Here is an 11,986-nt window from a genome sequence, read left to right as displayed (position 1 = left end):
GGACGACGATTCGCGCATAATCCGCGGTGAAGACCGATTTCGCTCTTCTCGTTCGCGCACAGATCACGTCCCGGCAAGGATCGTAACGGAGAAGATGTCATGAAAAACGCTGTTGCCATACTTATGTTCGGCACCGGATTGGCTCTGGCCGGCGGCGCCAGCGCACAGGATCCGGCCCCCGGGCGCTACAGCATGCAGAAGTCCGAGACCGGCATCGCCCGGCTCGATACCCAGACCGGCGAGGTGTCGCTGTGCCAGGAGAAGGACGGCCAGTTGGTCTGCCGCATGGCCGCCGACGAGCGGGCCGCCTTCGAACAGGAATTGGACCTCCTGACGAAGCGGGTCGAGGCCTTGGAAAAGACGGCCAAGGCCGGTGAAAGTGTCGCAAAACAGGACCTTCCGGCTGAGGAAGAGATTGACCGCGCAATGGGCATCATGGAAAGAATGATGCGTAGGTTCATGGATATCGTGAAGGATCTCGAAGGCAGCGACTCCACTCAGGAGCCGCAGAAGACCTGAGTGGCCGGATCGGCCATGCGGGATGCGGATCGGCGCATGGGGGCGCGCAGATTTCAGCCCGGGCTCTTGGGAGGGAGCAGCATGACACCGCACATGACCATCATCATCGCGGACGACCATCCGCTGTTTCGCGGCGCGATGCGCCAGGCGCTGAGCGGCGTGGACGGCGCGCCTGCCATCGTCGAAGCTGGCGATTTCGCAGCCGCGCGCAAGGCCGCGGCGGACAACCCTGACGCCGACCTCATGCTGCTGGACCTGACCATGCCCGGCGTCAGCGGGCTCTCTGGTCTGATCGCTCTTCGCGCCGAATTTCCGAGCCTGCCGGTCATGGTGGTGTCGGCCCATGACGACCCGGCGACGATCCATCGCGCGCTCGATCTCGGCGCGTCCGGCTTTCTTTCGAAATCGGCTGGCATCGAGGAAATCCGCGAGGGGATCGAGAAGGTGATGGCCGGCGAGGTCTTCGTTCCCGCGGGTTACGACCAGGCGCAGGAATACGAGCCTGAAGTTGCCGATCTGCTCCAGCGCCTGCAGACCTTGACGCCGCAGCAATCCCGCGTCCTCAGCATGCTCGGCGAGGGCCTGCTCAACAAGCAGATCGCTTACGAACTCGGCGTCTCCGAGGCGACGATCAAGGCGCATGTCTCGGCGATCCTCTTAAAGCTCAATGTCGACAGCCGCACCCAGGCGGTCATTCAGCTTTCGAAGATCGGCACCGTCGCCGCCGCCTGATACGGCCCGCTTTGACTTTGTGATATCCCCTTGTTTCAGGTGGCTCCGAAATGCGGGAGCCGTTCATTCCGCAGCGGTTCGTGCCGCCGTCGAAAGCTGCGTCAGCCAGGCGCGCATCGCCGCCGGGCGCACCGGCTTGTTCTGGATCGCGATGCCGTCGCGTTCGGCCGCGGCGCGCACCTCCGGCGAACGGTCGGCCGTCACCAGCAGCGCCGGCGTCGCTTCGCCTGTCGATGCCCGGATGCGCGCGACCGCCTCGATGCCGGTCCCGTCGTCGAGATGGTAGTCGGCGATGACTGCATGCGGCTTCTCGCCGGGCTGGGCACTGAATTCGGAACAGGCAGCCAGCGATTCCGCCGTGCTGACGATGCAACCCCAGCCGGAAAGCAGCACCCGCATGCCCTCGAGGATCCGCGGCTCGTTGTCGATGCAGAGCACCCGCAGGCCGTTCAGCGCCTCGCTTGCCTTGCTCGGCGGCAGCGGACGGACAGCGACCCGTTCGCCGGCGCTGGCATCAAGCGGCAGGGTCACCTTGAAGCCGGTGCCCTTGCCGGGCGTCGATTGCAGGCTGACCGGATGGTTGAGCACGCGCGAGATGCGGTCGACGATCGAAAGGCCGAGCCCAAGGCCGGAGGCCGTGCGGGCGCCTTCGTCCAGCCGGGCGAATTCCTTGAAGACGGTGCGGAACTTCGACTGGGGAATGCCGATGCCGGAATCGAGCACCTCGATCGTCGCCATGGCGCCATGCCTGCGCACCCCGACGAGCACCTTGCCGGTCAGCGTGTATTTGATCGCGTTGGAGACCAGGTTCTGGACGACGCGGCGCAGCAGGTTCGGATCGCTGCGCACGACGAGCGATGTCGGCATGATGATGAGTTCGAGATCCTTGGCTCGCGCCATCGGGGCAAAATCGGTCTCGATCCTTCTAAGCAATTCGTTGAGCGGAACGGATTGTATCCGCGCCTTCATGGCGCCGGTGTCGAGGCGTGAAATGTCGAGCACGGCGCCAAGAATGGCTTCGACCGATTCCAGCGAGGAATCGATGTTTTCGACCAGCGTGCTGTTGTCGGATTCACCGAGCCGCTCGACGAGCGACGAGGAGTAGAGGCGGGCGGCGTTGAGCGGCTGCAGGATGTCGTGGCCGGCGGCGGCAAAGAACCGCGTCTTGCCGATATTGGCCTCGTCCGCGGCCGCGCGCGCCTCGGCGAGTTCCCGGTTCACCCGGGTCAGTTCGCCGGTGCGCTCGGCCACGCGCAGTTCCAGCGTCTCGTTCGCCTGCTTCAGCGCCATGTCGGCGGCGACGCGCTGGGTGATGTCGGTATAGGTGGTGACGATGCCCTTGTCGGGCATGGCGTTGGTGCGCACTTCGATGATGCGCTCGCCGTTGCCAAGTTCGAGCAGGAAAGGTTTGTCGAGCGTCAGGAAGTTGGCGATCAGCCCCTTTTCCTGATCCTTGCGAATGTCACCGCGCTTGGTGAGGATCGAGACGATATCGGCAAGCGGGAAGCCGACCTGGCCGGCCGCTTCCGGCAGGTCGAGAAGCTGGCGGAAGCGCCGGTTCCAGATGATCAGGTTGTTGGCATTGTCGAAGACGGCGATGCCCTGGTCCATCTGCGAGAGCGCGGTCTGCAGCATATCCTGATTGTATTGCAGTGCCTCGCTCGCCTGGTCTAGCAGCCAGGCCGTCTCGGACGAGGTGTCGTCGCCGCGCTGCAGCGCGAGCGAAAGCACCAGCCGCGCCGAGGACGAGCCGATGGCGCTGCCGAGCAACTGCTCGGAGAAATGCACGACCGCCATGTCGGCGGGTGCGTTGTCGTCCAGCCAACGGCCGGTCTGGCGCTCATAGGTATGGAAGGAGCGCTGCATGCGCTCGGCGCCCATGTAGCGTGCGATCGTCGCCTTGAGGTCGCGCACGGTGACCTTGGTCTTGCGGCCGCGAAAGGCGCCCTCGGTGCGCGACCGCCGGGTGATGAATACGCCGGCCTGGAAGCGTTCGATCGGCTTCGGCGTGCGGGTCAGCGATCCGAGAACATAGGTGGCGCAGTTGACGAGCAGGCTGAGCGTCGTGGCGTTCACCAGCGGGTCCGCATCGGGACCGGAGAACAGCTCGGTGAACGGCAGAAGGAAGCTCAGCACCGTCGTTGCCACATGGGAATTGTCGGGTCCGCCGAGGCTCGGAAGGAAGAGCAGATAGGCCCAGACGAGAAAGCCCGAGACCATGCCGGTGATCGCGCCGCGGGCATTGGCCTGGCGCCAGACAAGGCCGCCCAGCAGCGCCGGCGCCATCTGCGAGATGGCGACGAAGGAGAGCAGCCCGAGCGAGGCGAGGCCGGCGCTGATGTCGGCGGAGCGATAGTAGGCGTAGCCGAGCAAAAGCACGGCGAAGATTGCGGAGCGTCGGATGTTGAGCAGCGTTCCCGCGAGGTTTTCCTGCAAGCCGCCGCGCTGGCTGAGGTTGCGGCGCAGGAACACCGGCATGACGATGTCGTTGGAGATCATGATCGACAGCGCGACGGACGCGACGATCACCATCGCGGTCGCCGCTGAAAAGCCGCCGATGAAGGTGATCAGCGTCAGCACCGGCAGACCGTTGGCGAGCGGCAGCGTCAAGAGATAGAGGTCGGCGTCGCCGGAGCCGGAGAAGGTGAGGATGCCGGCAATGGCGATCGGCAGCACGAAGAGATTGATGCCGATCAGGTACAGCGGAAAGAGGATGCCGGCGGTGCGAAGCTCGCCTTCGGTGCGGTTTTCGACGACCGTCACATGGAACTGCCTGGGCAGCATGATGATCGCAAAGGCGGACGTGACGATCAACAGCACCCAGCGCGCTATCGGGGTCTCGTAGGAAAGCGCCGACTGCACGGCAGGGCTTTGCGCGGCCAGAGACCACAGGTGAGCCGGGCCGTTGAAAATGACGAAGACGATGTAGAAGCCGGCGGTGACGAGCGCCACCAGCTTGACCAGCGATTCCATCGCGATCGCGAGGATCAGTCCGTCCTGGTGCTCGGTCGCATCCGTATGGCGCGTGCCGAAGACGATGGCAAAGCAGGCGAGGAAGAGCGTGACCAGCAGCGGCAGGTCGATGAAGCTTTGCCCGGCGCCGATGCCGTAGTCGCTGGTGTTGATCATGGCGGCGACCGAACTCGAGATCGCCTTCAGCTGCAGCGCGATATAGGGAATGGCGCCGACCAGCGAAATCAGCGCGACGATCGCGGCCACGGCTGGGTTCTTGCCGTAACGCGCGGCAATGAAGTCGGCGACCGATGTCAGCTTCTCGGTCTTGGCGAGCCGTATGATCTTGCGGATCAGCGGCATGCCGAGCGTGAACATCAGGATCGGGCCGATATAGATGCCGGTGAATTCGAGCCCGCGTTCGGCCGCAAGCCCGATGCCGCCGAAATAGGTCCAGGAGGTGCAGTAGATGGCAAGGCTCAGCGCATAGACGAGCGGCCTGCCTTTCAGCGCAGCGCTGTTCCTCCTGGCCCGCCGGTCGCCATAGCTCGCCACTGCAAACAGCAGCAGCAGATAGGCGAAGGCCGAGGCAAAGATGACCGAACCCGAAAGCATGCCTCACTCCTCCAGGGCGGAGCATAGGGCAAGTCCGCCGGGTTGAGAATTGCCCTCGCATGAGTCTTAAGTTCAAGGCTCGACACGAGAAATCGGTGTGCAGCGCCGGCTGCCTTCCCGTTCCTGCTCTATCCGGTGCTAATTGATCAAAGGCAAAGAAAGGTTTTCTCGCTGCCCGCTTTGGTTTAGTTTCCGTAAACGCTTGCAGCGCGGGACAGCGCCGCTGGCCGTTTTCAAACGGGGATAATACGGAGAGATTTATGCTGAATGAGTTCAAGGAGTTTATTGCCCGCGGGAACGTGATGGATCTCGCGGTCGGTGTCATCATCGGCGCAGCCTTCAACAAGATCGTGACGTCGGTCGTCGAAGACCTGGTCATGCCGATCGTCGGTGCGCTCACTGGCGGCGGTTTCGATTTCTCCAATTACTTCCTGCCGCTTTCGGCCAACGTGACGGCCACGTCTCTCGCCGCCGCCCGCCAGCAGGGCGCCGTGTTTGCCTACGGCAACTTCATTACCGTGCTGATCAACTTCCTGATCCTTGCCTGGATCATCTTCCTGATGATCAAGGCGGTGAACCGCATGCGCGCTTCGATGGAAAAGAAGAAGGACGAAGCGCCGGCCGCACCGCCGCCGGAAGACATTCTGCTGCTCTCGGAAATCCGCGACCTGCTGAAGCAGCGCGCCTGAGTTTTTCTTCGCGGCCCCGGCTTTGCCGGGGCCGCGAAACATCACAAAAATCGATAAATCGGTCAGATAAAGTCGCGTGATCGCCCCGGCGAAAGCGGCTAGAAGCAACGGGCAAACCGGAGCGGTCCATTTCGCTCTAGTCCATTGGAATCTTTCATGATGATTCAGGCGGCAGCCTGCACCATCGTGCATCCGGAGCCCGCCGATGACCACGCTTGCCACCATCAGCCCCCGCGCGCTTTCCGCGCCCGAAAGCGGTATCGTCGAGGTGGTGAACTATGCCCGCGGGCGCGATGGCCTGATCCCGCTCTGGGTGGGCGAGGGCGACCTGCCGACCCCTGCCTTCATCAGCGATGTCGCACGCGATGCGCTTGCCGCCGGCGAGACCTTCTATACCTGGCAGCGCGGCATCCCGCCGCTGCGTGAGGCGCTGTCGCGCTACTATCAGCGCCGCTTCCAGAAGACGCTTTCGCCCGAGCATTTCTACGTCGTCGGCTCCGGCATGCAGGCGATCAAGCTGTCGATCGAGGCGATCGCCTCGCCCGGCGACGAGATGGTGCTGTTGACGCCGGCCTGGCCGAACTTTGCCGCCGCCGCCGATCTCTCCGGCGTCCGGCCGGTTTCGGTCGAGTTGCGCTTCGAACACGGCAAGTGGCAGCTCGATCTCGATCGGCTGCAGGCGGCGATCGGCCCCAAGACCAAGGCGCTGTTCATCAACACCCCCTCGAACCCGACCGGCTGGACCGCGACCCGCGAGGAACTGGCCGCGATCCTGGCGCTGGCGCGCAGGCACGGGCTCTGGATCATCGCCGACGAGATCTACGCGCTCTATTATTATGGCGGCGCCCGCGCGCCGTCCTTCCTCGACGTGATGGAGGAAGGCGACCGCATCCTCTTCGTCAATTCCTTCTCGAAGAATTGGTCGATGACCGGCTGGCGCGTCGGCTGGATCGTCGCCCCACCGGAAATCGGCCAGGTGCTCGAAAACCTGGTGCAGTATTCGACCTCGGGCGTCGCCCAGTTCCTGCAGCGGGGTGCTGTCGCAGCACTCGACGAGGGCGACGCCTTTGTCGATGCCAATGTCGCCAAGGCGGCAAAGAACCGTGACGTCTTCTGCGACGCGCTGATCGCCACCAACCGGGTGGAAACGCTGAAGCCCGACGGTGCGCTCTACGCGTTCCTGAAGATCGACGGCGTCACGGATTCGCGCGCGGCCGCAATCGACATCGTCGACAAGACCGGTGTCGGCCTGGCGCCGGGAACCGCGTTCGGCGACGGCGGCTCGCTGTTCATGCGCGCGTGCTTCCTGCGCGACCCGGGCCATGTGAAGGAAGCGGCGGACCGCCTGCAGGGTTACATTCTCGGGCGCTGACGGCCGCAGGCCGAAAGATCGGCGACGGCGATGTTACTCGTTGCCGGTTTCGCCGAGCAGCTTCTGCTCGTGGGCGATCGCGTGGCCGATCAGCCGCGCCCAGATGTCTTCGTAAAAATCAGGGTCGAGGTTGACGCGCGCTGCATTCTTGCGGGCGTTCTCGCGCACTTCCATCACCCGCGCCGGAATGTCGGCCTTCAGCTTCAGCGGTGCCTTGATCTCGGCCGCCCGGTCGATATAGCCCCAGCGCTCGGCAAACAGCGCCATCAGCGCCTGGTCGAGCCGGTCGATCTCCGCTCGCACGTCGGCCATGGTTTCGCATTGCGCGGGGGTCTTCTGCATCTGTCTCGTCCAATTGCCTGGGGCGCAGCCAGCGCGGGCCAGGATGTTCGAGCGTCCCTCGGCTCTCAGCAAGCGGGGCGCTTCTGCGGCGCACTGCTAACAAACGGCGAGCTGTCTTGGAAGGGGCAACAGGGTCGCAGCCGGCGACCCCTCGAGGTGGTCACCTCAGCAGGCGATCGCTTTGCAGGGGAGGAGGGTGCGGTCCTGTCTCCGTCTGCGGCGATCGCCTGCTGACGTGTTAAAGGGAAGTTAGCCGGCCAAGCTTGAGCGAGGCTTTTTAGAGCGGGATGCGGAAAAGTGCTGCGGTTTTCCGCCCGGATCCCGCTCCAATGGATCGACTATGTTCCGATCATCAGCTTGATCGCAAGGCCGACGACGGTGACGGCCGCCACCCCCGCGCACCAGAGACCGACGAACCAGAGAAGCTTGCGGCCTGTACCCGTCTCGCTGGTCAATGGTAGCCCTCCTCTGGGTCGACCTTGCCGTGGAAAACCCAATAGGCATAGGCGGTATAGGCGAGAATGATCGGCACCAGCACCAGTGCGCCGGCGAGCAGGAAGGAGAGGCTTTCCTCAGGCGCCGCCGCATCCCAGATCGTCAGCGATGGCGGCACCATATAGGGGTAGAAGCTGATGCCGATACCGGCATAGCCGAGCACGAAGAGGCCGAGTGCGGAGATGAACGGCCGGCTGTCGTGGCGATTGCGGATGCCCGAGATCAGCGCATAGAGGCAGCCGAGAACGAGCGCCGGCACGATGACGCTGAAGATCGCCGTCGGAAAGCTGAACCAGCGGTCGAGATATTGCGGCTCCAGGAACGGCGTCCACAGGCTGACGATACCCATCGCGGCCACGGTGGCGAAGGAGCATTTGAGCGCGAGGTCGCGAGCCCGATCGGCAAGGTCGCCATGGGTCTTCATCACCAGCCAGGTGGCGCCGAGCAGCGCATAGCCGACGACGACGGCAATGCCGGTCATGATCGAGAACGGCGTCAGCCAGTCCCACCAGCCGCCGACATAGGCACGGTTCTCGACCGGAATGCCCTGGACGAGGGCGCCGAGCGTGATGCCTTGCGCAAAGGCCGCCAGCATCGAGCCGCCGGAGAAGGCCCAGTTCCACAGATATTCGGCCCGGCGCGTACGCCAGCGATATTCGAAGGCGACGCCGCGGAAGATGAGGCCGATGACCATGGCGATGATGGGGGCGTAAAGCGCCGGCAGGATGGTCGCGTACGCCAGCGGAAACACCGCCATCAGGCCGCCGCCGCCGAGTACCAGCCAGGTCTCGTTGCCGTCCCAGACCGGAGCGACGGAATTCATCATCACGTCGCGGTCGTGCTTCTCTGGAAAAAACGGGAAGAGAATGCCGACGCCGAGGTCGAAGCCGTCGAGAATGACATAGGCGAGCACCGCAAAGGCGATGATGCCGGCCCAGATGAACGGCAGATCAAGCTCCATGATGGCCTCCCTTGATGTTTGCATGGCTGGCGTGAGTGGCGGGGCCCGGCATGATGCCGGAACTGCGCAATGGTCCTTCGCCGAGCTCCGGCATCGGATCGCGCGGCAACCGCGCCATCAGGCGCAGGATGTAGAAGGTGCCGGCGCCGAAGACGAAGAAGTAGACGATGATGAAGGCGATCAGCGAGGCGGCGACGGCGGGTGCCGCGATCGGCGCCACCGAGTTTGCCGTCAGCAGGTGGCCGTAGACCGTATAGGGCTGGCGGCCAACTTCGGTCGTGACCCACCCGGCGAGCACGGCGACGAATCCGGCAGGCCCCATGGCGATCGCGGCACGGTGCAGCCAGACATTGCTGTCGAGCGTGCCGCGATAGCGACACCAGAGCGACCAGAGCCCGATGCCGAGCATGGCGAAGCCGAGGCCGACCATCACCCGGAACGACCAGAACACGATGCCGACGGGCGGATGCAGCTCCTCGGGGATCGTATCGAGCCCGGCAAGCGGCGCGTTGAGGTCGTGTTTCAGGATCAGGCTCGAAAGCTTCGGGACCTCGATCGCATAGTCGACGCGCTTTTCAGGCGAGTTCGGAATGCCGAAGAGGATGAGCGGCGCACCGTCCGGATGGCTCTGGTAGTGTCCCTCCATCGCCATCACCTTGGCCGCCTGGTGTTCCAGTGTGTTGAGCCCGTGCATGTCGCCGGCAAAGATCTGGATCGGCGCGACGATCGCCGCCATCCACATCGCCATCGAGAACATCTTTCGCGCCCGCCGTGGCGCCGTCTTGCGGATCAGGTGCCAGGCGCCGCAGGCACCGACGACGAAGGCCGTCGTGAGATAGGCGGCCAAAACCATGTGGGTGAGGCGATAGGGGAAGGACGGGTTGAAGACGATCGCCCACCAGTCGACCGGGACGAATTGGCCTGCCTCGTTCATCGCAAAGCCCGCCGGCGTCTGCATCCAGGAGTTCGCCGAAAGGATCCAGGTGGCCGAAATCAGCGTGCCGATGGCGACCATGGCGGTTGCGAAGAAATGCAGCTTCGGCCCGACGCGGTTGAGGCCGAACAGCATGACGCCGAGAAAGCCTGCTTCGAGGAAGAAGGCGGTCAGCACCTCATAGCCCATCAGCGGCCCGATGATCGGCCCGGCCTTGTCGGAAAAGACGCTCCAGTTGGTGCCGAACTGGTAGGACATGACGATGCCGGAGACGACGCCCATGCCGAATGCGACGGCAAAGATCGTCTTCCAGAAATTGAAGAGCTCGAGATAGACCTCGTCCTTCTTCCACAGCCACAACCCTTCGAGCACCGCGAGGTAGCTCGCAAGCCCGATGGAAAAGGCGGGGAAGATGATGTGGAAGGAAACGGTGAAGGCAAACTGGAAGCGAGCGAGCAGGGTCGCATCGAAACTCTCAAACACGGGCGCAATCCTTTCAGACATACGGACGCGACGCGTCGCTGACGCGTGGGCCGCAATGCTCTGGCTGCTGCATCATTCGTCCGGTGATCGATCGTCGATCAGGGGACCTATCTTGGCCTCTGGCCGAGGCAAATCCTTGGGTTGCGCCGGCTTTTCAGCATGCACTTGAATCTGCGCCAAATTTGCGAAACGTCAATGACGGCGCGTCCGCCACGTTGTCACACTGCGGCAATGTTGCGCTGCGGCATATTGGAGCGCGCCGCGCGGACGCCGGTGGGCGCCGGGGAAACACGACGCCCGGCCGGTGGCCTGTCCGGCAGCGACTAGTCGCTGCTCGCCACTTTGTCGCATGCCGGGGTTTGCGCGTCGCTGCCGTTGTCGTGGCAGGGTTCCGCCTTGGAGGGGACGGCCAGAGGCCTTGCCGCGAGCACGCCCATCCTCTTGCCGCGGTAGGGACTGTCCATGACCAGCTGATATCCGGAAAAGTCGTCGGCGTTTCGGCCAACGACGATCGCGCGGCCCTCGGGGTGGCTTGCAAACCATTGCGCCAGCCGCTGTGGAGGGACGTCGTCGACAGGTTTTTCCAGGCGAGCCAGGAAGCCGAACTCGGCGTGATAGTTGGCGACGAAGGCCCAGTCCCGGTCGCGATTTGCGCGCATATAGGCGGCGGTCGGCTCCAGATCATATCGCTTCAGGAACGTCGCCGAAGCGACCGCCTGCCCGACGACGATGGCCGCAACCATGGCCACCATGTTCAGCACCAGGCGGCGGCTCGGGACATTTTTGAGACAGAGGACGACGGCAAGCACGACGGCCGGCACCAGTGGCATCAGGTAATGCGGCTGTTTCTCGCCGATCAGGGAAAAGCTTGAGAAAGTCGGGGCTGCCCAGAAAAGCAGGAACCGCGTGCCTTCCTCGTTAAGCCACCCTTGGCGCAGCGCGGCAGCGCCTTTCCAGAAGCTTGGGAAAAACACCCACGGGATCATCATTGCGGGCAGCAGCGGCAGGTAGAAGTAGAAGGGTCGGACATGGGCGTTGAGCGTGCCCGTCGCCCGGCCGACCGTCTGATCCCAGAGCAGCGAATGGGTAAACTTGCCGTCCGCCTGCATCAACACCGGGACGAGCCAGCAGAGAACGATGAGGCCGGCGATGGCAAGCGCTGCGAAGATGCCGAGATACCACCGGCCGGGTCGCCTGAGATCGTCTGCCCAGAGCGGAGCCAACGCGATCGGGAACAGGATGTGAAGGAAAGCCACCGGCCCTCTGGCGAGAACGCCGAACCCCAGCGACAGTCCGATCAGGAGGACGGAGCGCCAGTCCCGCTTGCGGGCATAAAGCACGATGCCGATCAGCGACAGCAACACGAAGATGGTGAGGGTGAGATCGAAATAGATGAGGGTGCTGTAAACGAGAAAGGGCACGCTCGCGACCATGACCATCGCCGTGCGGTCAGCCTGCCGGTCGAAATCGGAAAAGAGCAGGCGGCCGAGCGCGATCGTGAGATAGACGCTTGCGAGTGAAGACAGGACGACGGGCAGCGTTGCCGCCCAGCGCGTCACGCCGAAGACCGCCCATGAGGCGTTGATGAGCCAGAACAACAGCGGCAGCTTGTGATGGTAAGGCTCGAAATTCATCGTCAGCGGCTGAAGCCAGTCGCGACGCAGAAACATTTCCCAGGCGACGCTGGCGTAGCGCGTTTCGTCGATCGGAAGCAGCGGCCTGAACCATATCGCCGCGACAAACGGGATGAATACGACGAGCGGAAGCCAGAGGTGCCTTATCGGCTTGGGAAGGGCCAGATGCATGACGTGTCAAGCTCCGCATCACGGTCGGTTTGCTTGCAGCACCATGCGGAGAGAACCTGTCTCGCGCCTGTCCAACATTCAAGCGAG

Annotated in this window: 9 protein-coding genes; 4 read left to right on the top strand and 5 right to left on the bottom strand. The window is 63.7% G+C overall.

Going from position 1 to position 11,986, the window contains the following annotated elements; translation table 11 throughout:
• Positions 1–99: 99 nt before the first annotated feature.
• Positions 100–519 (top strand): hypothetical protein, encoded by a 420-nt coding sequence (locus tag JVX98_RS19630; RefSeq protein WP_205237154.1) that lies wholly within the window; start codon positions 100–102, stop codon positions 517–519.
• Positions 520–600: 81 nt separating this feature from the next.
• A complete protein-coding gene (locus JVX98_RS19625; RefSeq protein WP_192447912.1) occupies positions 601–1,251 on the top strand; it encodes a response regulator transcription factor in 651 nt (216 codons plus the stop codon).
• Between the two features lie 63 nt (positions 1,252–1,314).
• Here JVX98_RS19625 and JVX98_RS19620 read toward each other — a convergent pair whose 3' ends face one another.
• Positions 1,315–4,818, bottom strand: a complete 3,504-nt coding sequence (locus JVX98_RS19620) for a PAS domain-containing hybrid sensor histidine kinase/response regulator (RefSeq protein ID WP_205237153.1) — start codon at positions 4,816–4,818, stop codon at positions 1,315–1,317.
• A gap of 260 nt (positions 4,819–5,078) precedes the next feature.
• Between JVX98_RS19620 and mscL the strand changes: the two genes are divergently transcribed.
• Complete coding sequence (mscL, locus tag JVX98_RS19615; RefSeq protein ID WP_043613162.1) at positions 5,079–5,507, top strand: large conductance mechanosensitive channel protein MscL; 429 nt, start codon at positions 5,079–5,081, stop codon at positions 5,505–5,507.
• Positions 5,508–5,712: 205 nt separating this feature from the next.
• Complete coding sequence (locus tag JVX98_RS19610) at positions 5,713–6,879, top strand: pyridoxal phosphate-dependent aminotransferase (protein ID WP_192447910.1); 1,167 nt, start codon at positions 5,713–5,715, stop codon at positions 6,877–6,879.
• A 33-nt stretch (positions 6,880–6,912) separates the two neighbouring features.
• On the opposite strand, the gene JVX98_RS19605 is transcribed toward JVX98_RS19610, so the two are convergent.
• From JVX98_RS19605 to JVX98_RS19590, 4 genes are all read right to left on the bottom strand, one after another.
• Entirely contained in the window at positions 6,913–7,221 is a 309-nt protein-coding gene (locus JVX98_RS19605) for a chorismate mutase family protein (RefSeq protein WP_205237152.1), read from the bottom strand.
• 451 nt (positions 7,222–7,672) lie between these two features.
• Positions 7,673–8,677, bottom strand: a complete 1,005-nt coding sequence (gene cydB, locus JVX98_RS19600) for a cytochrome d ubiquinol oxidase subunit II (RefSeq protein ID WP_205237151.1) — start codon at positions 8,675–8,677, stop codon at positions 7,673–7,675.
• Entirely contained in the window at positions 8,667–10,094 is a 1,428-nt protein-coding gene (locus JVX98_RS19595) for a cytochrome ubiquinol oxidase subunit I (RefSeq protein ID WP_205237150.1), read from the bottom strand. Before JVX98_RS19595 ends, cydB begins: the two co-directional genes overlap by 11 nt.
• Before the next feature lie 323 nt (positions 10,095–10,417).
• Positions 10,418–11,899 carry a glycosyltransferase family 39 protein gene (locus JVX98_RS19590; RefSeq protein WP_205237149.1) on the bottom strand — a complete coding sequence of 494 codons (1,482 nt, stop codon included), beginning with the start codon at positions 11,897–11,899 and terminating at the stop codon, positions 10,418–10,420.
• Between the last annotated feature and the right edge of the window lie 87 nt (positions 11,900–11,986).

Source organism: Ensifer sp. PDNC004 (genome assembly GCF_016919405.1).
Classification (GTDB): domain Bacteria; phylum Pseudomonadota; class Alphaproteobacteria; order Rhizobiales; family Rhizobiaceae; genus Ensifer.
Note: the sequence above shows the minus strand (reverse complement) of the source record. Positions and strands in the feature narration are given on the sequence as shown.

What these genes read in the sequence shown, in the direction of transcription:
- JVX98_RS19630 (WP_205237154.1), top strand. Translation starts at nt 100, where the DNA reads ATGAAAAACGCTGTTGCCATACTTATGTTCGGCACCGGATTGGCTCTG.
- JVX98_RS19625 (WP_192447912.1), top strand. Translation starts at nt 601, where the DNA reads ATGACACCGCACATGACCATCATCATCGCGGACGACCATCCGCTGTTT.
- JVX98_RS19620 (WP_205237153.1), bottom strand. Translation starts at nt 4,818, where the DNA reads ATGCTTTCGGGTTCGGTCATCTTTGCCTCGGCCTTCGCCTATCTGCTG.
- mscL (WP_043613162.1), top strand. Translation starts at nt 5,079, where the DNA reads ATGCTGAATGAGTTCAAGGAGTTTATTGCCCGCGGGAACGTGATGGAT.
- JVX98_RS19610 (WP_192447910.1), top strand. Translation starts at nt 5,713, where the DNA reads ATGACCACGCTTGCCACCATCAGCCCCCGCGCGCTTTCCGCGCCCGAA.
- JVX98_RS19605 (WP_205237152.1), bottom strand. Translation starts at nt 7,221, where the DNA reads ATGCAGAAGACCCCCGCGCAATGCGAAACCATGGCCGACGTGCGAGCG.
- cydB (WP_205237151.1), bottom strand. Translation starts at nt 8,677, where the DNA reads ATGGAGCTTGATCTGCCGTTCATCTGGGCCGGCATCATCGCCTTTGCG.
- JVX98_RS19590 (WP_205237149.1), bottom strand. Translation starts at nt 11,899, where the DNA reads ATGCATCTGGCCCTTCCCAAGCCGATAAGGCACCTCTGGCTTCCGCTC.